Here is a 24,439-nt window from a genome sequence, read left to right as displayed (position 1 = left end):
ACCTTATCCTGTAAATACATCTTCTGATGGATATTTTATTTTTTGTTTTGCTGGGCGTGCTAAAGAAAACACAAGTGTTAGCGGTCCAATTAATCCACAAAACATAACAAACATAATAATACATTTTCCAAATGCTGATAGCTTCGCAGTAATCCCCATCGTTAATCCAACTGTGCCAAATGCTGAAATTGTCTCAAATAGTAGCTGAATAAAGCTAAAGTCTTCTGTAAGCATTAATACAAATACTGCTGTAAAAATAAGTATTTGACTGGCAACGACAATTGCTAACGCTCTCGTTACTGTCGACATTTTAATTGTACGCTGAAATAAAACAATTTCCTCCTTCTTTCTAAAGAAAGAAAGGACAGATGTAATTAAAATAACAAACGTCGTTAATTTAATACCTCCACCCGTTGATACACTTCCTGCACCGATAAACATTAAAACCATCGTAAATAATATAGATGATTCTTCCATCCCTCCATAGTCAACTGTATTAAAACCAGCTGTACGAGGTGTAATACCTTGAAAGAAAGACGCCCATAACTTTTCATTTAAAGATAAATTCCCTAACGTCTTCACATTATTATATTCCAATACAAAAATCACAATCATTGCTATAACATTTAGCGCTACTGTTCCAATAATCATTATTTTTGAGTGAAGTGATAATTTTCGAAAACTACGACTATACCATATATCAATTAATACGGTAAAACCGAGTCCTCCTATTACAATTAAGGAACAAATTCCAATATTAATAATAGGGTCTCCTACATACCTTGTTAAATTATCTGGCCAAAGAGCAAACCCCGCATTATTATAGGAAGCAATTACATGGAAAATACTATAGTATAAACCTTTCCCAAAACCAAACTCTGGAATAAAGCGAAACGATAAAAAGATGACTCCAATGAATTCAATACAAATAGAAAAAATAAAGACACGTTTTACTAATTTTACAAGACCACCTATATTTGTTTGATTAAATGCTTCTCCAATTAATAATCGATGGCGTAAGCCAATTTTTTTACCTAGTACCCAAACAATTAAAATGGCAATTGTCATAAGACCTAAACCACCTGTTTGAATTAGAAACATAATAACAATTTCACCAAACATCGTAAACGTACTTGCAGTATCTACTACTCCTAAACCCGTTACAGTCGCTGCCGACGTTGCTGTAAAAAAAGCATCTACCCAACTAATATGTACTTTCGTTGCGAATGGTAACTTTAATAACAAACCTCCGGCCACAATTAAGCAGAAAAAACCTAATGCTAATATTTGTGGTGGGTTTAATTGTATAAAACGATTATACAAACTTTGTCTTTTTGTTACTTTCATATCACTAACTCCCTTTATTAAGTGAAGCTTCTATCCTCTCATAAATACAGGTTTTTAAGAACCTACAAGTAGCGGGATAAACCTTATATTCTCATAACATAGTTGAGCATAATCCTTTTTTTCATAGATTTCAACTTTTATTTATATTCGAACTTTACTTCATTTTATGACAGAAAAACTTTCTATTATCTTTCTCTTAACTCTACAACTCTTGCAACAATAATTTTATATGTACTATTTTTCAAATCCCCATACCTTTCACTCTATGTTCACATGGGGGTCACATCTATCTTTTATAGTATATGTATCGAAGCTGTTCCTCCCTAATTTAAGACATTCCCCAGTGTCTTTGAATAGCTTCCATCCCTAATTAAATTGACATAAATTGTCCCCTTCCTTTGACCATCTTTTATACGATGGTCTTATTTTTTTGTCTTTCTATCCTTTTTTAAACTCCCTCTCTCTTTCACTCTATGTTCACACGAAGGTCACATCTATCTTTTATAGTATATGTATCGAAGCTGTTCCTCCCTAATTTAAGACATTCCCCAGTGTCTTTGAATAGCTTCCATCCCTAATTAAATTGACATAAATTGTCCCCTTCCTTTGACCATCTTTTATACGATGGTCTTATTTTTTTGTCTTTCTATCCTTTTTTAAACTCCCTCTCTCTTTCACTCTATGTTCACACGAGGGTCACATCTATCTTTTATAGTATATGTATCGAAGCTGTTCCTCCCTAATTTAAGACATTCCCCAGTGTCTCTGAATAGCTTCCATCCCTAATTAAATTGACATAAATTGTCCCCTTCCTTTGACCATCCTATGTGATGGTCTATTTTATTTTCTGAAATTTATTCTTTCTATAAACTACAGAAAAATCAGACTATTCATATAAAAACAAATAAAACCTTGCGAATTTTTCAGAAAATATTGTCAAAACAGGGATTTTTTCGGTACAATTCATTTAGAAAGTAATTGTACAAAAACAAGGGGGGATTTTATTGAAGCAAACAAAAGCGATCTTACTTGCATTGTTTCTTGGTCTAATTGTTGGACTCACTTTAAATTTAGCTGCACCATCTATTTTTGAACCTTTAAATCAATATGTGTTTAACCCAATTGGCCAACTGTTTATTCGACTCATTAAAATGCTAGTTGTTCCTGTTGTATTCATTTCCATCGTACTAGGGGCTGCTGGTCTTGGAGATCCGAAACAACTTGGAAGAATCGGTTTAAAATCAATTTCATTCTTTCTCGTCACAACAGCAGTTGCTATCTCTATTGCAGTGACATTTGCACTTATCATCAAACCAGGAACTGGCGGTAACTTTAAAACAGACGGGCTTACGTATGAAGGTGCAAAAACTGAAACATCTTTCGTCGATACATTGCTGAATATTGTGCCAGATAATCCAGCTAAAGCGATGGCTGATGGTAACATGTTACAAATTATTGCCTTTGCTGCATTAATCGGACTCGGTTTAGCTGTTTTAGGAAAACGAGTTCAAGGTATCCATTCATTACTTGAACAGGGCAACGAATTAATGATGTATCTTGTTAATCTCGTTATGAAATTAGCCCCAATTGGAACATTTGGTTTGCTTGCTTCATCCGTTGGTAAAATGGGGCTTGCAGGCGTCGCTGCGATGTTCAAGTATATGATAGTCGTTATGTTAGTACTCATTATTCACGGTGTCTTCATATATGGCGGCTTATTAAAGATATTAGCAAAAGAAAGTATTATTCGTTTCTTTAAACATTTCGGACCAGTAATGGCAATTGGATTTAGTACATCTAGCTCTAATGCATCTCTTCCATTCGCAATGAAAACGGCACAAGAAAAACTTGGAGTTCCAAAAGCGATAAGCTCCTTTGTACAACCACTAGGTGCAACGATTAATATGGATGGCACTGCCATTATGCAAGGTGTGGCAACTGTATTTATCGCTCAAGTGTACGGAGTTGAACTTACATTAGCACAATTAGCCATGGTCGTATTAACTGCTGTACTAGCTAGTATCGGCACTGCTGGTGTACCAGGTGTTGGACTTGTAATGCTTACAATGGTTTTAAATCAAGTAAACCTACCAGTAGAAGGTATTGCTTTAATTATCGGTATTGATCGCATCCTAGATATGTCTAGAACAGCTGTAAATATTTCCGGTGATGCAATTTGCGCAATGATTGTCGCAAAATCAGAAGAAAAATATAATACAGATCAATCGGCAGCATCTTAAATCAAAAAAGGAGTGAAATGATTCACTCCTTTTTTGATTTACTTCCTTTTTTTGAACGATATTCTTTCCCTTTATTATCGTTACCAGTTTCGAATTCAGTACTAAATTCCTGATTAAACTTTCCTGATTTTGGTGAACCTTGATTCGCGCTTCCTTTACTACCATTACGATTCGTCATATTTCTCCCTCCTTCCATTATTAGTAGTATGGCGCTCTATCTTTTTTCATACACATTTTATTTTTATAAGCTATTACACAAGAAAGAAGACCTTCCACATATAAGGAAGGTCTTCTTTTCCACTAGGTAAACGTTTTCTCGTTTGTAATTAATTAAATAAGTTTTTGGGAAATAGAAATCATTACATTCATTTCATCTTCTGAAAGTGCGGAAAATCTTTCTTGTAAGTATCGTTTTTTCGCCTCTTCCATTTTCGCAACTAAATCTTTCCCTTGTTCTGTAATCTCTAAATATACAACTCGGCGATCTGATGTAGAACGTGAACGGGTTACGAAACCTTTATTAATTAATTTTTCTGTAACAGCTGTAATATGACTATTCGACACATTTAACTCATTAGCGACACGTGATACCATTTCTTTATTTGTACGATTCAATATTCTAAGGACGATGAACTCATTCCACGGTATGTAACCACCAAATATTTTTCCAATGTCATTACGCAACGTGCGAAACATCGCAAAAACATTTGTCGATAGTTCTTCCATTAATTGTTCTCTATTTTGAGACAACTTTGACAGCCCCTTTTATTTCATTTAGTTAAATAAAAACCTTATTAATAATTTTACATGAAATCTTACTTTTTGTCACCTTATTTTCCCATAATTCGTAGCTTTTTAATATGCATTTCGTGATACAATGAACTTGATTTTCCAGAAAAAGGAGTTGAGGTAGTGAGTGAGGAAGACAAATTTTCTAATCTCAGTCTAAAAGATAGGACTATCGTTATTAGTTTTGTTGTTTTTATTCTCATTACATTTTTTACATTTACATTTACATTTATATTTTTTGTATATGTAGGAATCTTTCAAATTACGGGTATAGAATACTCATCACGAACAGCTATACTACTCTTTTTTTTACTTATTCTTTTATTAGATGGTATTACATATTTTATATTCATTTTCTTTAAATCGCTCCTACAGCCAATGATGACAAGTATGCCAAATTGGCTCTCAATTGCTCTTCTCTCCATTATTGAAATTACACTAGATTGGTTCGTCATTCATACTGCCGACGACTGGATAGAGAGCGTACAAATGTCCAACATAGCTGAACTATGTGTCGCACTATTCCTTTACACACTAAATATATTATTTAGTGATAAGAAAGAGTAAGAATACAAGCTTTTCTATATAAAAATTGGTACAATAAAAGCAAATCATACTAAAGAGGTGTTAATTATGAACTTACAACAATGGGCTGATAAAGGTATGTCCTTTGATACATATGTAAATGAAATGAAAGTAAACCAATATGAGCTATTACATATTTACAATAACTTTTTAATTCCAAATGAATTACTCCCAGTTTTAGAAGAACGCCAAAATGATGGCTGGCGTGTTATCGTATTAACAGCCGACTGGTGCGGAGATGCTCTTTTATGCGTACCTGTTATGAAACGAATTTCTGAAGTTGCAAATATTGATATGAGCTTATTAATTCGTGATGAAAACTTAGAATTAATGGATCAATACTTAACAAATGGAACAGCACGTGCAATTCCAATCTTTATTTTCATTGATAAAGACGGAAATGAACAAGCTGTCTTTGGACCACGCGCTCCAAAAGTACAAGAATTAGTAACTTCAATGCGCGCTACATTGCCTGAAAAAGAAGATCCAACATTTGAAGAAAAACAGAAAGAAATGTATGCTAATTTCCGTGCTACATTAGCTGATGATACTTCTCTTTGGGAACATGTAATGGAAAGTATGATTGAAAAAATAGTAAAATAAAAAACTGCCGAAATCGGCAGTTTTTTTTGCAAAATCATAATCTTTTTTTCTGAGAATATGCAACATCTACGCACTCTGCTAAACGCTCCATCTCACCCATATATACCGCACGCGTCATCCAGCCAGTCAACTTGTACATAATCTTATATATAAAGTTCTTCGGTTCAAATTCTACGATTAAAGTAAGCGATGTACCTTCTTCATCCTCTTCTAACATATAAGTTGCAGCAGTATAACCTTGTTTCATTTCACATCCAACTGATACGATATACGGTTCATCATACTCTAAAATTTCCGCCTCAAATTCATATATTTTCTTCCCCATTTTTTGCACAGATATATATTTATCACCTTCACGAGGTTTTTCAACATCTATATTTGAAGGATACCTATTTTCTACCATAAAGGTACTCCATTCTAGTATTTTCTCGTCATTATGTACATAATCAAACACAACATCAATTGGTGCCGGAATTACTATCTCTATTGCAAAACTCACTAAACTGCTCCTCTCAAATACCCTATAAATTTTCTCTATATTAATGTAACAAAATCATTATGTCATATTTTACATAGTGAAATACAAGTAAATGAGAGCAAAAACTTTATTTTCTCCTGCTATAAAAGAAATACCCTATAGAGTAGACTTTTTCAAGCGTCTAATCTATAGGGTATTTCTGGTGATTTCTTCTTACATAATGAAGAAGAAATAGAATACCGCAGCTAAAATGAAACGATAGTAAGCAAACGGTGTTAGTTTTACACGTGCTAATAATTTTAAGAATGAAACAATTGCAAACATCGCAACAACAAATGCTGTAATAAATCCTGTTGCAAATAACGGTATATCAGCCGTACTTAATATATCCCAACTTTTAATTAAATCTAAACCACTTGCAGCCACCATCATTGGAACTGCTAAAATGAACGTATATTCAGCTGCTGCTGTATGAGACACGCGAGCTAATAAACCACCACTTATTGTTGATCCAGAACGAGAGAACCCTGGCCAAAGCGCTAAACATTGGAACATTCCAATTGTAAATGCTTGTTTATATGTGATTTCATCTAACGTTCTTGCTGTACTTGGTTTTGAAAATTTCTCAGCAACAATCATTAAAATACCACCAGCTACTAAGCTAATGACAACTGGTCCTGGACCAAATAAAACTTTTTTAATTGTACTATGGAATAATACGCCAAGTATGCCAGCAGGAATCATCCCAATAATAATATGTAATAAATTCAACGACGGTCCGTCTGTTACTTTACCTATGCCAACTAAAGACCATAAACGCTTCCAAAATATAACAACAACTGCTAAAATCGATCCCAATTGAATAACAACTTCGAAAACTTTCGCTCTCTCGTCGTCAAATCCAAGTAAATGACCTGTTAAAATCATATGTCCTGTTGATGAAACTGGTAAAAATTCTGTTAAACCTTCAACAGCACCCATGATTATTCCAATTAACCAATCAGCCACGAGTAGTGCCTCCTTAATAACGAATATGTAATTTTTTCACACCTTATCATAATACCTTATCCCTTTTCAATGTGCATCCTTTTTTTATTGCTTTTATATATACTGGTGCGTATTTCTTTTTTATTTTTTGATTAAATTGTATGATAGGAAGGATTGTTTTTTTATCGGAAAGGGGATTTTATGAAAGAAACTACTTCATTCTCACAAAAGCTAAAACACTTTGTATTACTATTCTTCCCGATTTTCGTAACCCAAATGTCATTATTTGCAATGAGCTTTTTTGATACGACAATGTCCGGACATGCCAGTCCAATTGATTTAGCAGGTGTGGCTATCGGAACGAGTATATGGCTCCCAGTTAGTACAGGATTAACAGGGGTTTTAATGGCTACTACTCCTATTGTTGCCCAACTCATTGGATCCAAGAAAAAAGAGGATGTTCCTCACGTTGTCATACAAGCAGTTTATTTAGCAGTTTGCGCTAGCTTCGTTGTTATCCTTATTGGCTTCTTCGTTGTTCCACCTATTTTAAATGGCATGCGATTAGAAGAACCTGTTGAACGTATTGCAGCACAATTTTTAAGTATTATCGCGATTGGAGTTATCCCATTATTTACTTATACTGTTTTGCGTGGATTTATTGATGCATTAGGAAAAACTCGAACAACGATGATCATTACATTACTATCATTACCGATTAACGTAGTATTAAATTATGTATTAATTTTTGGGAACTTTGGTTTCCCTAAACTCGGTGGTGTCGGTGCAGCAATTGCTTCTGCAGCAACCTATTGGTGCATTTTAATTATTACCGTCATTATTATTCGTACGAAAGAGCCATTCGCATCTTTTAATATTTTTAAACAGTTATATCGTCCTTCTCTTTCGAGTTGGAAATCATTTTTAAAACTTGGCGTCCCTATCGGATTTGCTATCTTTTTTGAAACGAGTATTTTCGCTGCAGTTACACTAATGATGAGTAACTTTAGTACGACAACAATTGCAGCGCATCAAGCAGCTATGAACTTCGCTTCCTTGTTATATATGACTCCTTTAAGTTTAGCAATGGCAATGACGATAGCAGTTGGATTTGAAGTTGGAGCAAAACGATATGATAACGCAAAACAATATGGATTTATCGGCATTGGATTAGCCCTTGCTTTCGCTCTTTTCTATTCGATTCTTCTTTATTTCTTTGATGATGAAATTGCATCTATTTATACGACAGATGCAAATGTTCACCATTTAGCAAAAGAGTTCCTTATATTTGCGATTTTATTTCAAATTTCAGATGCAATTGCAACTCCTGTACAAGGAGCACTACGTGGTTACAAAGACGTAAATGTTGCGTTAATTATGACATTAGTCGCTTATTGGGTAATCGGTCTCCCTCTCGGTTACATATTAGCAACGTACACTGACTGGGCAGCAAAAGGATATTGGATTGGTCTTATTATCGGTCTAGCATTTGGTGCTAGCTTCCTTCTAATCCGTCTCTTCCAAGTTCAAAGAAAATATACAACACAAAACAGCCGCTAACGCTAGAGCGGCTGTTTTCTTTATGCATATTTTTTCTTGTAACGTATAACATAATGAAAAAGAAAGGTGGATACATATCATATGGACGAAAAAGAAACAGATCAATCATTCGATGAAGAATTCGCCCCTGAAATCTCACCTGGATACCAGCAAGATATACATAAACCACCTAAATATAAAAACGCTTCGTTTTTAATGGGTATTACTATTTTCGCTGCTGTATTACTCGTACTCATTATTTTCGTCTATTTTTAAGGAAAGGTGACATATTATATGAAGAAACAAGATTCAAATCACTCAAAAAGAACTGTGAAAACGGAAAAAGGATATGTAGGCGATTCTGTTTATACACAGAAACAAGTGGAGCAAGGAAATGTATACATTGCTCAAAAAGAACTTGGTCAACAAAATGAAAATCTTTAACCCCCTCTACTCCTCGAGGGGGCTTTTTATCCCGCTATTTGTGGACAGTAAGAGTGAACACCTTACTGATTAAAGTTTCACTTTATTGTACGTACTGCTTTTGTTCGAGCACCCTAAATATATTATTAACCTTTACAACTTTCACGTCATAATTTACTTTCATTTCACTTCTCTTACCATTTTCAGTACCCGCAACATACGCTACAGCATGATAGAGAAAACTCTCATCCGTCACTTCACGTATCTCCTCGTTTGTAAATTTATACTCTAAATCTCGAAAACGATTTGGATAATAATTTTGTATTAATTGTTCATATCCCCTACTTACAAATATCTCTTCGCCTTTTCGCTTCACATCTTCTTTATTATGAAACTCAAACACTGATAATTGTGCTGTCACAAAGTGCTCTCCTACCTGTTTCATTTCTTTATGAGTTAAAGTTTCTATACTTTTATTCTTTAATTCCTTATTTAACTCGTACTGATCTATCGATTTAAAGGTAGCGAAAACCGCCTCTTTATATGACCAAAACAAACCAAAAGCGATACATATAGAAATGATTACTATTCTTTTCTTCACCATACACCCCATCCCTATTCATAATGTTAGTTACATATTAACATATAGAATGAAAATTCTGATATTATAAAATGGAATATCAGAATTTTCACTTAGAAACGAGGAACGATTATGGACTCTTACAAACAGTATATAAAACAGGCTCTGCCTAATCTTTCTATACATTCATATAAACAAAATGAAGAAGGATGGGATAATATAGCGGTTATAATTAATGACGACCTACTGTTTCGTTTTCCACGAAAACAGGAATATGCTAAACGAATTCCGTTAGAAAAAAAACTATGCACACTTCTCTCTCATTCGCTACAAGAAATTGAGGTTCCAAAGTATCACCTATTATATAAAAAGGATACTGATACTATTCCGCTTTGTAGTTACTATACTCTCATTCATGGTGAACCGTTACAAAAAGAAATAGTTACCACACTAGAGAAAAAAGAATTGAAAGCAATCATTACACAATTAGCTACTTTCCTTGTGGCACTACATAATATTCCTGTAAAACAAGTTACAACGTTAGGATTTCCAATTGAAAAAACAATTACCTACTGGAAAGAGCTACAAACAAAATTAAATCAGTATCTTACTAACATGTTTACTTCATTACAGAAATCAGCCTTACATCATTTATTCGAAAATTTCTTTGCCTGTATAGCTACATCCACTTTTCAAAATACAATTATTCACGCCGATTTTACACATCATCACATTTTATTTAATAAGCAGAGCAAGAGTATTTCAGGGATTATCGATTTTGGTGATGCTCAAATTGGAGATCCTGCCTTTGATTTTGCCGGGCTCTATTATGATTTCGGACGTGAATTTACTACATCTGTATACGAACAATACAGTACAATTATTTCTCACCACGATCCATTACTCATTCACCGTATCACTAGTTTTTATCAATACAGCCCTTTACTACATAATATTATTTATAACTTTGAAACAAAGAATGCGCTTAAATTCATAGCAGATACAGAACAGCTAAAAGCGATATTACAGGGACGAGATTAAATTCTCTCCCTATATTCTTTCTCCTCATACATCATTAACTTTTTATCCATTTCAACAATAACTTTGTACCATTGAAATGCCTGTAAAATTTGCAGTTGAATTCCAAAAGGAGCATTTTGTTCTTTTAACCATTGAAATACTTTCGTTTCATCTTTCATTGATTATTCCTCCTCTTATAAAGTGAAACTTTAATCAGCGGGGGCATCCCCCACTGATTATTAGCCCGCATTAAAATCTGCTGCAAATATACCGTAAATGATGAAAAGCTTTTCATGTCAATAACAAAAAGGATGCAAATTTGCATCCTTTAATGTACGATATTTTCCTTCTGCTTCACTTCTTCCTTTACTTCTTCCCCCTGGCATTCACTACGAAAAGCACAACTCGTACACTCTGAACGAAAATGACGCTCTGTATAGTGCTCAGGTTGCTGTAACATTTCTTTCATTCTAAATAAATCATCCATTCCAGTTATAATATCTTCCTGTTTCGGAATGTATTCATACTTAGTTCCTTCTATTAAATTAATAATTTCAATTTTCCCTGGAAGAATGCCGAAAGCTTTATAACTGAATACTGTCATTAACTTCTGACAAAGAGCTAGCATTTCCTCATCCGCATCAATAACATATTTTTTAATTACAAATGACTCTGTACTCCACTCACCAACTTCAAATGTCAATGACATGTGGACACCTAACTCTTCCATATATGTTTGAAACTTCTCATACAAAAACAATGGTGGCGTCTGACTATCATCTCTTTCAACAAACTGTAATAAGTGATCAGTTAGCTTTGCTAATACGATATAGTACTCCGTCTTCGAAGCAAACATACTAATCCTTACCTTTTTCCAATACTTTTCTATTAATATTAAAAGTACAATTTTCGTTTGTTGGCTCGCAGGTAGCGTGTAATACTCATTAATAATTTGATTCACAATCATTTGTGCTATTTGTTGCCATTCAAATGAAGAAGGTTCTCTTCTTTTTATATGACGGAAATAAAATTTATGTGGACAACGCATAAAATCATACAAATGATAATCTGTCATCGTTTTTATTGCGATTTTCTCATGCAATTGCTCTTCATCTCCCTTCTGCCATTAAGAAAGGTGTTTTACGAATTCAGCTCCAAACTGTAAACATTTTTCTACATCTTCATCTTCTGGCGTTAATTCTACTTTTAGTCCTTCTAACACAACTGCTGCTCCGCGTTCCTGCAGCTTTTCTATTAAAATATCAACCGCTACTCCGTATTTTGGATAAGCCGAATCACAAGAACCGAATACCGCTGCTTTTTTACCAGTTAAATCAATAGAATCCATTGCATCATAAAAATCTAAGAAGTCGTCTGGAAGATCCCCGTCTCCCCAAGTATAAGCGCCTAAAATAATACCATCATACTGTTCTAATATAGAAGCTTCTGGTGAATCCATAATATCAATAACTTCAATCTCATTCTCTGTTTCACGAATGGCGCCTGCAATATGATCTGCCATTTCCTCTGTATTTCCACTCATACTTGCATAAATCATTACTAGCTTACTCAACTGAATCTCTCCCTTTACTATGTATCGCTTTTTCTGTTTGCATTTTATTCTTCTCATCTACATATTCAGAACGAATTACATTTCGTTGCCATTCCATATGCTGATCAACATCTTTATTTTTATTTTTTAATCCCCTTCGCAGAAGGTGATATTTTTTTCTCATTAACATGTCGCATCCACTCTATTGATAATAATTATCAATTTCAACTGTAACATTAGATTAATTGAAATTGATTATCAAAGTCAATAACTATTTTTAAAAAAATGATTAAAATGTACAAGCTTGTCCGTTAGCTATTCATATACTATAAATGAGCATAGTTCTTTCTCAGCCCTCTCTGACGGAAAGAAATAAAAGCAACTGCGATAGAGCGCAGTTGCCTTTTTTTATATGCACCTATGATTTTAGTAGTCTTATGGCCGCCTCTAAAAATAATTCCACTCCATAAATTAAAGCTGATTCATCTACATCAAATTTTGGATGATGGTGCGGATAACAAGTATTATCCTCTTGATTCCTCGTCCCCAATTTAATGAAGCAACCCGGTGCTTTTCTTAAATATGCTGAAAAATCTTCTCCCCCCATAGAAGGTTCAAGCTTCACAACACGCTCATTCCCGAACAAATATAGTGCGCTTTCTTCTACCACTTTTGTAATATATTCATTATTAATAACAGGATCATATCCGTAACGATACGTATATGTGTAATCCCCTCCATGTGCTTTTGTAATTCCTTTCACGATTTGTTCAATTTTCTCTTCTGCTTCCAATCTTAACGTTTGATTAAAAGAACGCACAGTTCCCATTAAAGTTGCCGTATTGGGAATAATATTGTCAGCCTTTCCCCCATGAAATTGCGTAACTGAAACTACCCTCTGCATAAAAGCACTTGTATTTCTTGATACGATATGTTGTAAATTTGTAATAATCTGCGCTCCAATAGCAATAGGGTCTATCGTTTCTTCTGGCCGCGCTGCATGCCCTCCTTTACCGTGAATTTCAACTGTAAATACGTCTGGCGCTGCCATCATCGGCCCATATACAATTCCTATCTTCCCGCTTTCCAATCCAGACATAACATGTAAACCTATTACATAATCAACACCGTCCATCACACCCGCCTCAACCATTTCCCTAGCACCACCAGGATATACCTCTTCTGCATGCTGAAAGAATAGACGAATTTCCCCTACAAACTCTTCCTTCATATTTGACAGCGCCTCTGCTGTACTTAACAAAATAGCCGCATGTGCATCATGCCCACACGCATGCATCCTTCCTTTATGAACAGATGTATAAGATTTACTTGTCTCCTCTTGAATTGGTAAAGCATCAATATCAGCTCGAATCGCAACTACTTTACCTTGTTCCACACCCCTTTTAATTGCTAAAACACTGTATTTCGTTGGCCTTGTTACTTCAAAAGAAGAAAATGAACATAACGTATCATATATAAATTGCGAAGTTTCTTTTTCATGAAACGATAATTCCGGATACTTATGAAAATGCCGTCTCCATTTCATAATATTTTCTTCTGAAATAAGACTCTTCCACACTCTATTCATGATAATTTCCTCCTTTTAAAAAAGAGCTAGAAATTTAAAGTTTACTCAGCCTTTGTTGATTGCATGAAAAAACAAATATTATATTTTTCACGCCTTCTCACAATCCACTTTTATGTATTCATACAATCCACTTTCTATTTACATGTCAAACCCATTACAAATTCATGCCGAATGTAATATAATTGCTAAGTTAGGGATTTTCTTTTTTAGTATTTAGTGCTAATATCAGAAAAGAGCCTTTTGTCTTATTTTTACCTAAAATGTGGAATTTTGTTTTTTTCACAATAATGTAGGACATGATACCTACAAAGAGCTATTATTTCATTAAGAGAGGGAAAGACATGGAAAGATTAAAAGAGATATGGTCTCGACCACTCACACAATGGGTTGCAAAGACGGTTTATTATCTTGCAATTTTATTTGCATTACTTTGGTTGTATGGATTCCATGATACAAACACAAGTACATTTATTTACAATGAATTCTAGGGTGGGAACGTTATGAAGTTATTAGAACAAATTGAAAAGTGGGCTGCAGAAACGCCTGATCAAACCGCTTTTGTTTGGCGAGATGCGAAAATTACGTACAAACAATTAAAGGAAGATTCTGATGCGTTAGCACATTGGATTTCTTCTGAATATCCAGATGATCGTTCACCAATTATGGTGTATGGCCATATGCAACCTGAAATGATTATAAACTTTTTAGGGTGTGTAAAAGCTGGACATGCTTACATTCCTGTAGATTTATCTATCCCAGCTGATCGCGTACAACGTATCGCTGAAAATTCTGGTGCGAAATTACTTTTATCAGCTGCAGAAGTAACTGTAACTGATTTACCAGTTCGCATCGTAAGTGAAGACAACTTAAAAGATATTTTCTTTACTCATAAAGGGAACATTCCAAATCCTGAACATGCGGTAAAAGGTGATGAGAACTTCTACATTATTTACACATCAGGAAGTACAGGTAATCCGAAAGGGGTTCAGATTACTTATAACTGCCTTGTTAGCTTTACAAAATGGGCTGTAGAAGATTTCAACTTACAAACAGGGCAAGTATTCTTAAACCAAGCACCTTTCTCATTCGATTTATCTGTAATGGATATTTACCCATCATTAGTAACAGGCGGTACACTTTGGGCAATCGATAAAGATATGATTGCACGTCCAAAAGACTTGTTTGCTTCTCTAGAGCAATCGGATACTCAAGTATGGACTTCAACACCATCTTTCGCTGAAATGTGTTTAATGGAAGCATCTTTCTCTGAGAGTATGCTACCAAACATGAAAACATTCTTATTCTGCGGTGAAGTGTTACCAAATGAAGTGGCTAGAAAACTAATTGAGCGTTTCCCGAAAGCAACGATTATGAATACGTACGGTCCAACAGAAGCTACTGTTGCTGTAACAGGTATTCACGTTACAGAAGAAGTGCTTGATCAATACAAATCACTTCCAGTTGGCTACTGTAAATCAGACTGTCGCCTTCTTATTATGAAAGAAGATGGTACAATTGCACCTGATGGTGAAAAAGGTGAAATCGTAATTGTCGGTCCAAGTGTAAGCGTTGGATATTTAGGAAGCCCTGAATTAACAGAAAAAGCATTTACTATGATTGACGGTGAGCGCGCCTATAAAACAGGCGATGCTGGCTATGTAGAAAATGGTCTTCTATTCTATAATGGTCGTCTTGATTTCCAAATTAAGCTTCATGGTTATCGAATGGAATTAGAAGAAATTGAGCATCATCTTCGTGCGTGTTCTTACGTAGAAGGAGCAGTTATTGTTCCGATTAAAAAAGGTGAGAAATACGATTATTTATTAGCGGTTGTTGTTCCTGGAGAACATTCGTTTGAAAAAGAATTCAAATTAACATCTGCAATTAAAAAAGAACTCAATGAGCGATTACCAAACTACATGATTCCACGTAAATTCATGTATCAATCTTCTATTCCAATGACACCAAATGGAAAGGTAGATCGCAAAAAATTATTGAGTGAGGTTACAGCATGACCGCATATGGATCATTTTATTTTTTCGCTATAGTGGGCATTTTATTAATACCTACTATCATAGCTGGATTAAAAGGTAAAATGTTGCGTAAATATAATGCCGTTTTAACATTAGTCATGATTGCTATTATCTTCTCGGATAAACCAAAGCAAGCGATTATGTTAGCCGCATTTATTATTTGGCAATATGCCCTTATTAAAGGCTATTTAATTTTAAGAAAACAAAATAATAGTACATTCATGTTTTGTATAGCTGTTATTTTATCGATTTTGCCACTTATTTTGGCAAAAATCGCACCATTTGTACCTGAATTGCATTTTATTGTTTTCGCAGGTATGTCTTACGTAACATTTAGAGCTGTACAAATGGTCTTTGAAGTTCGTGATAATTTAATTAAAGAACTTTCCTTCTTTAATTTCTGGGAGTTTGTTTTATTCTTCCCTGCGATTTCAAGTGGACCTATCGATCGTTACCGTAGATTCCAAAAAGATATCCAAAAGCCACCTAGTGCTGAGGAATATCAAAAGTTACTATATACAGGGCTTAACCGTATTTTCCAAGGTTTTCTGTATAAATTTATAATCGCGCACTTGATAACAACATATCTTGTAAAGGCAGTATTCGCCAATCAAGATACACTTTTATCTAATGCGATTTTCATGTACGCTACTAGCATGCAATTATTCTTTGACTTTGCAGGTTATAGTGCGTTCGTAATTGGTATCAGTTACATGATGGGAATTAAAACGCCAGAAAACTTTAATAAGCCATTCCTTAGTCGTAACATTAAAGACTTCTGGAACCGCTGGCACATGAGTTTATCATTCTGGTTCCGTGACTTTATTTACATGCGTTTCGTCTTTTTTGCAACGAAGAAAAAGTTAATTAAGAACCGTTACACTATTTCGTATATCGGTGCATTTTTAAACTTCTTCATTATGGGAATTTGGCACATCCAAGGAAGCGCTGTTGCGCAGTATGTTATTTATGGTCTATATCATGCCGCACTGTTTATTCTATTCGATATTTTCGAACGAAAAAACAAGAAGCATAAGTTTTGGCCAAACAATAAATTTACACACGTCCTTGCGATTGTGATTACGTTCCACGTTGTATGTTTCGGTTTCCTTATTTTCTCTGGACACCTTAACAGATACTTTTAATGCACCCTTCTTATTCTATTAAGAAGTTGCACATATAATATATTCGGATATAAAGGAGATTTTAAAAATGGCAGAATTCAAAGAGCAAGTATTAGATATTTTAGAAGAAGTATGTGAAAACGATATTGTGAAAGAAAACTTAGATGTTCAATTATTTGAAGAAGGTATTCTTGATTCTTTCGCTGTAGTATCTTTATTAGTTGAATTCCAAGAGCGTTTAGATATTGAAGTTTCTATTTCTGATTTTGACCGTGACGAGTGGGCTACACCAAACATGGTTATTAAGAAGTTGGAAGAAATCCGATGAACAAAGCAAAATTTGGTCCGATGCTTTTAGCATTGGCCCTTTTTGCTGTATTCTTACTTATTCCGACGCGCTTCCTACTTCCACTTTTAAGTGATGAAAAAGTAGAACAAGCTGCAACTTCTTTGAAAGAAGAAAAGATTCAAAGTATGATTTTACAGCAAAAGATGTTAGCAGATCCGAAATATCTTCCGATGTACGGTTCATCGGAATTCGCACGTATGGATGCTTTCCATCCATCAAATTATTTCAAAGTAAAGCCTGAAGGGTTCACACCATTCCTTCTTGGACGCGGCGGAACACAAGACCTTGTACACGTATTAAACTTTGCATCTACAATGGATCAATTGAAAGACAAGAAAATGGTATTCGTTCTTTCTCCGCAATGGTTTGTGCCACAAGGTATTGATGAAACACACTTTGCACCTAACTTTTCAAAACAACAAGGCTATCATTTCCTTTTCAATGATGACTTAAAGCCTGAAATGAAAAAACAAATTGCAAAGCGTTTATTAAACTTTGAGATCGTTAAGAAAGAAACTTTACTTAAAGTTTCGCTTGAAGGTATCGCTTATGATGATACAAAGCATAAAGTAAAAGCACTTGCTGCTAAACCTTTCGCTTATGTGTATCGTAACATTTTAGATCGTAAAGATTTATTTACAGCAATGTTTGATATTAAACCGCATAAAGAAAAACTTGACCCTTCATTAAAACAAATGAACTGGGATGAAGCTCGTAAACATGCGGATCAAACAGGTGCAGCAGAATCAGGGTCTAATGAATACGGTATTGAAGACGATTACTTCAATAGCAAAATTAAGAAGAAATTAAAGCAGCGTGAAGGCTACTTAAAAAATGATGCTTATGACCAATCACCAGAGTATGAAGACTTACAACTTGTACTTGATTTATTAAAACAATCTGGTGCAAAACCACTCTTCATTTCTGTTCCTGTAAAAGGTCCTTGGTACGATTACGCTGGATTCCCGAAAGAACGCCGCGAAGCGTACTATAAGAAAGTTCATGAGCAAATTGAGAAAGCTGGTTATCCAATTGCCGACTTCTCAAACCATGAATATGATAAATACTTCTTAAAAGATCATATGCACTTAGGTTGGAAAGGCTGGGTTTACATCGACGAGGCCATCCAACAATTTTATAAAGCAAACTAATGAAAAGACCGCTTGAATTATTCAAGTGGTCTTTTTCTATATACATTTTGTAATTGTTCCATTACATCCTCTGCTTCTTTCACGACCCGCTCCACTACGTGCTGAGCTGGCTCAATTCTTGCTAATGCCGATGCTTGTCCCGCCCAAAGTGACATATATTCTCCCTTGTTTTGCGTCGCTGCTTCTTGGCGTATTTTAGAAGTTAATACGTTTTGCACTGGATACATCGGAAGCCCTTCTTCTTTTCCTTCGTGTCTCTCTATAAATTCATTACGAATACCCCGTGCATATTTCCCGGAAAACGCACGAGTTACAATTGTACTCGTATCTGTACTTTTTAATACAGCCTCTTTATATACGTCATGTGTAATACTTTCTTCACTCGTTAAAAAAGCTGATCCCATTTGAACAGCTTCTGCCCCTAACGCAAATGCCGCAACAAGCCCTTGTCCGTTCATTACACCACCTGCTGCAACAATTGGGATATGCGGAACTGCCGCTACTAACTGCGGAATTAACGCAAACGTACCAATCATTGCATCTTGTTCTTTCCCGATAAACGTTCCTCTATGACCTCCTGCTTCGCTACCTTGCCCGGCGATAATATCTACTCCTAGCTCGGCAAGTGCTCTCGCTTCTGCTACATGAGTCGCTGTTCCGATGACTTTTATTCCTCTTCTTTTTAATTCATCTATTTCTTCTTGTTCTAACGTTTGGAATGCAAAGCTAACGACCGGTACCTTTTCTTCTACTAACACTTGTAATTGTTCTTTATAACTTTTTGGAAGATTTACTACATCCTCTTCCTCAATACCTAACTCTCTATTCACTCCATTAAGTAAGACTTTCGCCTCATTTATCTTCTCTTTTTCTATCTGCACCTCTTTCGTTAACAGTAAATTAACACCGAAAGGCTTATTTGTTAGTTCCCTTATTTTATAAATCGCTTTACGAATTTGTTCTGGGCTCATATAGCCTGCTCCAAGCGTTCCTAATCCTCCGCTATTACTTACAGCTGCAACAAGTTCTGGCGTTGTAATGGCACCCGCCATACCTGCTTGAATGATGGGATACTTAATTTGCAATATGTCTATTACTCGACTTGTGAACATCATTTCCCCTCCTATCCCCCTTATATCTTCTTTATTTGACAAGCTTTCCCCTTCTTTTACAAGGGTTGAACTTCATATGAAGCGAATATATTGAAAGAGAAGGAGGCTGAAAACAATGATTTATCCAAATGCGTTAAAACATGGTGATACAGTAATGATTATTGCACCGTCTGGTCCACCTACAATTGAAAGTGTATTAAAAGGTGTAAATGTATTACAAGAGATGGGATTATCCGTAATAATTGGGAAGAGTATTTATGAAAAGTATGGGTATTTAGCTGGAAGTGACCAAGTTCGTCTTGATGATATACATGAAGCCTTTACAAATAATGAAGTAAAAGCAATTTTCTGTGCACGAGGTGGTTACGGAAGCGCTCGTCTTCTCCCTCACATTCAATATGAAATCATTCAACAAAATCCAAAAATTTTTTGGGGATACAGCGATATTACAGCTTTACATACTGCTTTCTCACGTTATGCAAAGCTTGTTACGTTTCATGGTCCGATGATTGAAGAAGTAGGCAAAGGTATAGATTCTCTCTCTTTATCTTCTTTCAATCAGCTCTTCCACCCGTATTCTTCTATCTTATCTGCATCAGAATGTATCGTACCTAGCTCAGCCTGTACAGCTACCGGTACATTAGTTGGAGGGAATTTAGCTGTTTTAACGAGTGTAATTGGTTCACCCTATGAAATAAGTACAGCCAATACACTTTTATTGCTTGAAGATATCGGGGAAGAACCGTACCGCATCGATCGTATGTTAAATCAACTACTTTTATCTGGAAAGTTTAATGAATGCAATGGCGTTATTTTTTCAAGTTGTCATGATTGCACCCCTTCTAAACCATCTCAATCATTGCAAACAATATTATATGAATATTTCATGCCATATGATATACCTGTCCTATTCGGTTTACCGATTGGACATATAAATCCAAATATCGGTATTCCCCTTGGAGCTACAGCAACAATAAATACAAATAATAAAACACTCTCTATTTCTTCAGGCGTAGCACTCCATGTTTAAATTAAAAAGGAAAAGCGATTAAGCTTTTCCTTTTACTTATAATAATTAAAAATTCGTCCAGATGCGATATCTGCAATTTCTTCCGGAATAAATGTTTTACTTATATCAGTACCAACATTTAATACAGCTGTTGCATCCTTCTCAATGCCACCAAATAATTCTTTTCCACGTATCGTAATAAGGGGTGTACCTTCTGGCAACACATCTTTTACAAATTTCAATTGTGTAAAGAACGGAACGATCCATCTACCCTCTCCTTGGAAATGACGCAAACGAAGTGTTCCTTCCGTTGCCCCGTCTTCTGCTTCAAGTGAACCAGCAACATAAAACTCCGTTGATAAGAGCAATTCATAAAATTCCTTTTGCTTTTGTTTATCCTCACCTGCTAAAACGAGTACTTTTTCTATTTTCTTTACTGAAATTTGCTCCATATGATGCCACCCCTATTTTCAAAATGATTATACTTAGATTATACGAAATATTCTTATTTTTTTCTACATAATTCCGTAATTATTTTCTTAAAATAATTTTAAGATATCTTCAGTCGTAACGATTTTAGCAAATTCATCATGTAAGTTTACAAGTGTCATATTGTGAATGTCCTCTGCACTATACTCTGCCCCGTCCAGACCTTTCCGATTGAATGTAGCCGTCGCATCGCTCACTAAATACGTTGTAAATCCTAAATTACCTGCCATCCGTGTTGTAGTCTCCACACAATGATTTGTTGTTAATCCTACAATCACTACCGTATTACATTTTTTCTCTCTTAATTGTTCTTCTAAATTTGTCCCAATGAACGCGCTATTAACGGATTTCTGGATAATTATTTCATCTCGCAGTGGTTTCACTTCTTCTTTAAAGTTTACTGTTTCTGCTTGTTGATAAAACATCGACTGAACATTTTCTTTATTTACATGTTGAATATGAAAAACTGGTCGCTTCCTTCTTCTCCATTCTTCTAATAAACTTTTCATATTTTCTTCAGCAAAAAGATTATTTCGCTCCCCCCAGTATGGTAATTGAAACGCCTTTTGTACATCAATTATGATAAGTGCTATTTGATTAATCATCATTTTCTCCTTAATTTGGTTGTAGTTGAAATACAAAACCAAATTGCTGCGACGCAGTAATAAAACAAATATAAGCACAAAGTTCTACAATTTCTTTTTCCGTCCAATATTGTTTTAATACATGAAACATATTATCATCTATCGCCTTTCGATCATGAACAAATGTATGCGCAAAAGTAACGGCTACACTAATCTCCTCTGCCTTTTGCACATCATCAGGTCTTCCCTTTGCCATGCGCAATACGGACATTCATTCCCATACGCTAATGTTCTTCTCACTTGCTCCTTCAACTCTGCTGAAAGTGTTCCTTTATTGTACAGTGTATCCTCTAACGTACTCCACGAATGTAATATATCTGGATTATGGCCTAATAACTTTTGAAACTTTGTATCTCCTACATTTGATAATGAAATTCTCTCCATCATTTCCCCTCCTATTTCCTTCTATTTTATTGTAAAATAAATGAAGTTCACTTTACATTTCATATGAATCTTAATTCATATTTTTTCTTTACAAAAATTATCATTTTGCTGGAGGTATATTTACAAATGCAACTAGACCGTGTTGATCGAAAGATTTTAAATGAATTATATAATGATAGTCGCCTTTCCATGCGCGAATTAGCAAAGCGAGTAAACTTATCCGCTCCGTCTACTACAGAACGTGTTCGTAAACTTGAAAGTGAAGGAATTATTCAAAAATACACAATCGATATTGATTATAAAAAAGCAGGACTTGTTTTAGATTGTATTTTAGAAATCACTTTAAAAAATGGTGATACAACACGTATGCAACAGTTTATCCAATCTTATCCATCTGCAAGTTTTTGTTACCGAGTAACAGGAAGCTTATGCTACATTGTAAAAATTTCTGTTCCTTCACTCGTTGAACTTGAAGAATTTATCAATGATGTTTCTTCATATGCAACGACAGTTTCTCATATCGTATTATCAGAAGTATCTCTTACTCCAGACATTGAGCATATCTTCCCAGAAAATTAATTTATTTTTATCACGCTATTTGTTGGCAGTAAAACTCCCACCTCAAAATTCAGTTGCAGCCAAAAAGTTAATAGGGAGTCTGGCTACCCGTAAACGCCCAATTGGTGAAGGTTAATAATCGGTGAGGATGAATAAAACTCCAACTCATTAAAGTTTCACTTTATTCACAAAAAATCTAAAAACCCCTTACAAAAAGAATAAAAATAATATATTATGTATTAAAATACATAAAGTTCGAGAAAGGGGCTTTACATTGAAAATCTGGTTTTATGAAAAAACAGCACAATTAGATGACTTGCTTGGTATTTGGGACAATGTTCCGACGATCCCTCGAATTGGTGAAAAAGTGGAGCTTTTAAAAACTGTCCGCACTGTTACAGATATTAAATATGTAAAGAACGGTAATAATTTTCGTGTAGAAATTATTACGAATTAAAAAACATCTCTCCTTTTATACAGGAGAGATGTTTTTTAATTATCTATCATGTGCTTTTTTTATAACGATTTTATCTTCTTCTACAGAAACTGTTACATAATCATTTTCTTCTAACCGAAGCTTATTTACCGCTTCATCTGGTAGTTCTACAGCCATCAATCTATCTGTTACGATCACTTGACTATACAATTCATTTTCTTGTGATGCATTCACTACCTTTTCTTCATTTATGAAGCGCACTGGTGGCACACCCACTTCTTTTACTGTACGCCATTGTTTCCAAACATAAGGAATTAACCAAAGTAACCCAACAACTGTAAGACCGATACCAATCCATAAATTACTTTGTGCTTGTAATTCAGGAATTGAGATTGCAGTATCTTCTTCTCCACCGACAAATTGCATACTTGTCGCAATTAAATTATTAAGAGCATGCACAGCAATATTCGTCCATATATTTTTCGTTTTTATGTATAAAAGGCACATAACAACACCAAACATGAAAGCACCAATAACATCAAAGTGTCCTAAACCAAAAATAAGTGAAGATATAATTACAGCTTTTTTAATTCCCCATTTATAAGCCATTCGCTGTAAAAAGAATCCCCTAAAAATAATCTCTTCCATAATAGGTGCTAATACACATGCTGAAATGAAAGTAAATATCGTCATATATATGTTACTCGTATTAATAACAGTTCCATCTTCTAACATGGTAACTAAGAAATTCGGTAACGTATGTGCTAATATGTAAAATTGAATATGAGATATACCGACTGAAAAAATCATTCCCATTATCGTTGCTAATAAAATGAGTCCCCACGGTAAACGTCCTGGCTTATCAAAGAAACTTTTAAAAACAACATTATTTTTATTCGCTTTTACGTACAACCAAAATAACGGAAATACAAAAAATACAGTTATTTGTGAAATAACCTCTAACGTGCTATCAGAAACATTTGATAAACCTAATGGAATCATCGTAAGAAACAACCCTATCATCATCCATCCAAAAAAGCTACGTAGTCTTATACGTGAAAATGCATATTGCAATATTGCACACCTCCAAAGATTGTTAAAGTAAAACTTTAATCAGTTATAGGGAACCCTTCTCCTACAAATAGCAGGATAACTATATTATAATATGAATATAGTTGAAAATCTTCCTGTTTTTCTCAAATACTTTCGAGCAACGTATCTCTTAACATATATAATAACGAATTTATTGGATATACCATATCACAGTTCTTCAACTTCGTTACAACTTACATTTGCTGTACTTAAATAGCTGGAGAAGATCCGGTATTCTATCGCTAACAGCATCTCAAATTAACAATACAGAATACTAGAAATGTAAAAAACTATGTAATAAAAATCCCCGTTTTTACAAACGGGGAT

Annotated in this window: 30 protein-coding genes and 1 pseudogene; 15 read left to right on the top strand and 16 right to left on the bottom strand. The window is 34.7% G+C overall.

The genetic code is table 11. The annotated features are described in order from the left end of the window. Nucleotides 1-3: 3 nt before the first annotated feature. Nucleotides 4-1,347, bottom strand: coding sequence for a TrkH family potassium uptake protein (locus BTOYO_RS20260; protein ID WP_000869131.1), 1,344 nt, complete (start codon nucleotides 1,345-1,347; stop codon nucleotides 4-6). A 1,004-nt stretch (nucleotides 1,348-2,351) separates the two neighbouring features. Between BTOYO_RS20260 and BTOYO_RS20255 the strand changes: the two genes are divergently transcribed. Then, a complete protein-coding gene (locus BTOYO_RS20255) occupies nucleotides 2,352-3,587 on the top strand; it encodes a dicarboxylate/amino acid:cation symporter (RefSeq protein ID WP_000814824.1) in 1,236 nt (411 codons plus the stop codon). 22 nt (nucleotides 3,588-3,609) lie between these two features. Here BTOYO_RS20255 and BTOYO_RS20250 read toward each other — a convergent pair whose 3' ends face one another. Both BTOYO_RS20250 and BTOYO_RS20245 read right to left on the bottom strand, forming a co-directional pair. Then, a complete protein-coding gene (locus BTOYO_RS20250) occupies nucleotides 3,610-3,765 on the bottom strand; it encodes a hypothetical protein (RefSeq protein ID WP_000184925.1) in 156 nt (51 codons plus the stop codon). A gap of 152 nt (nucleotides 3,766-3,917) precedes the next feature. Then, complete coding sequence (locus BTOYO_RS20245; RefSeq protein ID WP_000081437.1) at nucleotides 3,918-4,337, bottom strand: MarR family winged helix-turn-helix transcriptional regulator; 420 nt, start codon at nucleotides 4,335-4,337, stop codon at nucleotides 3,918-3,920. A gap of 162 nt (nucleotides 4,338-4,499) precedes the next feature. On the opposite strand from BTOYO_RS20245, the gene BTOYO_RS20240 reads away from it, so the two are divergent. Further along, nucleotides 4,500-4,943: a regulatory YrvL family protein gene (locus BTOYO_RS20240; protein ID WP_001287958.1), complete on the top strand. Its 444-nt coding sequence runs from the start codon at nucleotides 4,500-4,502 to the stop codon at nucleotides 4,941-4,943. 33 nt (nucleotides 4,944-4,976) lie between these two features. Further along, the gene (locus tag BTOYO_RS20235; RefSeq protein ID WP_073990710.1) at nucleotides 4,977-5,564 is read left to right on the top strand and encodes a thioredoxin family protein; all 588 of its coding nucleotides are present in this window, start codon (nucleotides 4,977-4,979) and stop codon (nucleotides 5,562-5,564) included. Nucleotides 5,565-5,598: 34 nt separating this feature from the next. On the opposite strand, the gene BTOYO_RS20230 is transcribed toward BTOYO_RS20235, so the two are convergent. Continuing rightward, nucleotides 5,599-6,063 carry an SRPBCC family protein gene (locus BTOYO_RS20230; RefSeq protein WP_000006430.1) on the bottom strand — a complete coding sequence of 155 codons (465 nt, stop codon included), beginning with the start codon at nucleotides 6,061-6,063 and terminating at the stop codon, nucleotides 5,599-5,601. 192 nt (nucleotides 6,064-6,255) lie between these two features. Beyond that, on the bottom strand, nucleotides 6,256-7,050 hold the full coding sequence (gene uppP / locus BTOYO_RS20225) for a bacitracin resistance undecaprenyl-diphosphatase (protein WP_000796245.1): 795 nt from the start codon (nucleotides 7,048-7,050) through the stop codon (nucleotides 6,256-6,258). Nucleotides 7,051-7,230: 180 nt separating this feature from the next. Here uppP and BTOYO_RS20220 point away from each other — a divergent pair, with 180 nt between their 5' ends. The 3 genes from BTOYO_RS20220 to BTOYO_RS27795 all read left to right on the top strand — a co-directional run bounded on the left by BTOYO_RS20220 (nucleotide 7,231) and on the right by BTOYO_RS27795 (nucleotide 9,012). Beyond that, a complete protein-coding gene (locus BTOYO_RS20220) occupies nucleotides 7,231-8,589 on the top strand; it encodes an MATE family efflux transporter (protein WP_000665536.1) in 1,359 nt (452 codons plus the stop codon). Nucleotides 8,590-8,670: 81 nt separating this feature from the next. Next, entirely contained in the window at nucleotides 8,671-8,844 is a 174-nt protein-coding gene (locus BTOYO_RS20215; RefSeq protein WP_000343564.1) for a hypothetical protein, read from the top strand. Between the two features lie 18 nt (nucleotides 8,845-8,862). Continuing rightward, nucleotides 8,863-9,012 (top strand): hypothetical protein, encoded by a 150-nt coding sequence (locus tag BTOYO_RS27795; protein ID WP_000743730.1) that lies wholly within the window; start codon nucleotides 8,863-8,865, stop codon nucleotides 9,010-9,012. An 82-nt stretch (nucleotides 9,013-9,094) separates the two neighbouring features. Here BTOYO_RS27795 and BTOYO_RS20205 read toward each other — a convergent pair whose 3' ends face one another. Beyond that, nucleotides 9,095-9,604: a hypothetical protein gene (locus tag BTOYO_RS20205; protein WP_002038211.1), complete on the bottom strand. Its 510-nt coding sequence runs from the start codon at nucleotides 9,602-9,604 to the stop codon at nucleotides 9,095-9,097. Between the two features lie 99 nt (nucleotides 9,605-9,703). On the opposite strand from BTOYO_RS20205, the gene BTOYO_RS20200 reads away from it, so the two are divergent. Beyond that, a complete protein-coding gene (locus BTOYO_RS20200; protein WP_000379017.1) occupies nucleotides 9,704-10,612 on the top strand; it encodes an aminoglycoside phosphotransferase family protein in 909 nt (302 codons plus the stop codon). Here the strand turns inward: BTOYO_RS20200 and BTOYO_RS27790 are convergent. From BTOYO_RS27790 to BTOYO_RS20175, 5 genes are all read right to left on the bottom strand, one after another. After that, nucleotides 10,609-10,770, bottom strand: coding sequence for a hypothetical protein (locus BTOYO_RS27790; protein ID WP_023441188.1), 162 nt, complete (start codon nucleotides 10,768-10,770; stop codon nucleotides 10,609-10,611). The two genes, BTOYO_RS20200 and BTOYO_RS27790, sit on opposite strands and share 4 nt — an antisense overlap. Before the next feature lie 149 nt (nucleotides 10,771-10,919). Further along, entirely contained in the window at nucleotides 10,920-11,693 is a 774-nt protein-coding gene (locus BTOYO_RS20190; RefSeq protein WP_000544544.1) for a hypothetical protein, read from the bottom strand. A 24-nt stretch (nucleotides 11,694-11,717) separates the two neighbouring features. Continuing rightward, the gene (locus BTOYO_RS20185) at nucleotides 11,718-12,164 is read right to left on the bottom strand and encodes a flavodoxin (RefSeq protein ID WP_000041162.1); all 447 of its coding nucleotides are present in this window, start codon (nucleotides 12,162-12,164) and stop codon (nucleotides 11,718-11,720) included. Continuing rightward, complete coding sequence (locus tag BTOYO_RS27785) at nucleotides 12,157-12,333, bottom strand: hypothetical protein (RefSeq protein ID WP_000929017.1); 177 nt, start codon at nucleotides 12,331-12,333, stop codon at nucleotides 12,157-12,159. Before BTOYO_RS27785 ends, BTOYO_RS20185 begins: the two co-directional genes overlap by 8 nt. A gap of 228 nt (nucleotides 12,334-12,561) precedes the next feature. Further along, nucleotides 12,562-13,731, bottom strand: a complete 1,170-nt coding sequence (locus BTOYO_RS20175) for a M20 metallopeptidase family protein (protein ID WP_001082806.1) — start codon at nucleotides 13,729-13,731, stop codon at nucleotides 12,562-12,564. A gap of 341 nt (nucleotides 13,732-14,072) precedes the next feature. Here BTOYO_RS20175 and BTOYO_RS20170 point away from each other — a divergent pair, with 341 nt between their 5' ends. From BTOYO_RS20170 to dltD, 5 genes are all read left to right on the top strand, one after another. Next, nucleotides 14,073-14,219 (top strand): teichoic acid D-Ala incorporation-associated protein DltX, encoded by a 147-nt coding sequence (locus BTOYO_RS20170; protein ID WP_000440293.1) that lies wholly within the window; start codon nucleotides 14,073-14,075, stop codon nucleotides 14,217-14,219. 12 nt (nucleotides 14,220-14,231) lie between these two features. After that, nucleotides 14,232-15,746 carry a D-alanine--poly(phosphoribitol) ligase subunit DltA gene (gene dltA / locus BTOYO_RS20165; protein ID WP_000770500.1) on the top strand — a complete coding sequence of 505 codons (1,515 nt, stop codon included), beginning with the start codon at nucleotides 14,232-14,234 and terminating at the stop codon, nucleotides 15,744-15,746. Beyond that, nucleotides 15,743-16,909 carry a D-alanyl-lipoteichoic acid biosynthesis protein DltB gene (gene dltB / locus BTOYO_RS20160; RefSeq protein ID WP_000127922.1) on the top strand — a complete coding sequence of 389 codons (1,167 nt, stop codon included), beginning with the start codon at nucleotides 15,743-15,745 and terminating at the stop codon, nucleotides 16,907-16,909. Before dltA ends, dltB begins: the two co-directional genes overlap by 4 nt. 67 nt (nucleotides 16,910-16,976) lie before the next feature. Next, nucleotides 16,977-17,216 (top strand): D-alanine--poly(phosphoribitol) ligase subunit DltC, encoded by a 240-nt coding sequence (gene dltC / locus BTOYO_RS20155; RefSeq protein WP_000807310.1) that lies wholly within the window; start codon nucleotides 16,977-16,979, stop codon nucleotides 17,214-17,216. Further along, nucleotides 17,213-18,388, top strand: coding sequence for a D-alanyl-lipoteichoic acid biosynthesis protein DltD (gene dltD / locus BTOYO_RS20150; RefSeq protein ID WP_001030274.1), 1,176 nt, complete (start codon nucleotides 17,213-17,215; stop codon nucleotides 18,386-18,388). Before dltC ends, dltD begins: the two co-directional genes overlap by 4 nt. A 17-nt stretch (nucleotides 18,389-18,405) precedes the next feature. On the opposite strand, the gene BTOYO_RS20145 is transcribed toward dltD, so the two are convergent. Further along, nucleotides 18,406-19,500, bottom strand: a complete 1,095-nt coding sequence (locus BTOYO_RS20145) for an NAD(P)H-dependent flavin oxidoreductase (protein ID WP_000495238.1) — start codon at nucleotides 19,498-19,500, stop codon at nucleotides 18,406-18,408. 115 nt (nucleotides 19,501-19,615) lie between these two features. Between BTOYO_RS20145 and BTOYO_RS20140 the strand changes: the two genes are divergently transcribed. Then, nucleotides 19,616-20,530: a S66 peptidase family protein gene (locus tag BTOYO_RS20140; RefSeq protein ID WP_002038221.1), complete on the top strand. Its 915-nt coding sequence runs from the start codon at nucleotides 19,616-19,618 to the stop codon at nucleotides 20,528-20,530. A 32-nt stretch (nucleotides 20,531-20,562) separates the two neighbouring features. Here the strand turns inward: BTOYO_RS20140 and BTOYO_RS20135 are convergent, their stop codons facing one another. From BTOYO_RS20135 to BTOYO_RS20125, 3 genes and pseudogenes are all read right to left on the bottom strand, one after another. Then, entirely contained in the window at nucleotides 20,563-20,961 is a 399-nt protein-coding gene (locus BTOYO_RS20135; RefSeq protein WP_000435260.1) for an SseB family protein, read from the bottom strand. 87 nt (nucleotides 20,962-21,048) lie between these two features. Then, complete coding sequence (locus tag BTOYO_RS20130) at nucleotides 21,049-21,603, bottom strand: cysteine hydrolase family protein (protein ID WP_000609833.1); 555 nt, start codon at nucleotides 21,601-21,603, stop codon at nucleotides 21,049-21,051. A gap of 10 nt (nucleotides 21,604-21,613) precedes the next feature. Then, nucleotides 21,614-22,026, bottom strand: a pseudogene (locus BTOYO_RS20125) (carboxymuconolactone decarboxylase family protein). A 126-nt stretch (nucleotides 22,027-22,152) separates the two neighbouring features. Between BTOYO_RS20125 and BTOYO_RS20120 the strand changes: the two are divergent. Continuing rightward, nucleotides 22,153-22,605 carry an Lrp/AsnC family transcriptional regulator gene (locus BTOYO_RS20120; RefSeq protein ID WP_001175506.1) on the top strand — a complete coding sequence of 151 codons (453 nt, stop codon included), beginning with the start codon at nucleotides 22,153-22,155 and terminating at the stop codon, nucleotides 22,603-22,605. 253 nt (nucleotides 22,606-22,858) lie between these two features. Beyond that, nucleotides 22,859-23,041: a DUF3913 family protein gene (locus BTOYO_RS20115; protein ID WP_000707110.1), complete on the top strand. Its 183-nt coding sequence runs from the start codon at nucleotides 22,859-22,861 to the stop codon at nucleotides 23,039-23,041. A 39-nt stretch (nucleotides 23,042-23,080) separates the two neighbouring features. Here BTOYO_RS20115 and BTOYO_RS20110 read toward each other — a convergent pair whose 3' ends face one another. Then, nucleotides 23,081-24,094 carry a CPBP family intramembrane glutamic endopeptidase gene (locus BTOYO_RS20110; RefSeq protein ID WP_001198833.1) on the bottom strand — a complete coding sequence of 338 codons (1,014 nt, stop codon included), beginning with the start codon at nucleotides 24,092-24,094 and terminating at the stop codon, nucleotides 23,081-23,083. Nucleotides 24,095-24,439 lie beyond the last annotated feature (345 nt).

Source organism: Bacillus toyonensis BCT-7112, from assembly GCF_000496285.1.
In the GTDB taxonomy this organism is placed as follows: domain Bacteria; phylum Bacillota; class Bacilli; order Bacillales; family Bacillaceae_G; genus Bacillus_A; species Bacillus_A toyonensis.
Note: the sequence above shows the minus strand (reverse complement) of the source record. Positions and strands in the feature narration are given on the sequence as shown.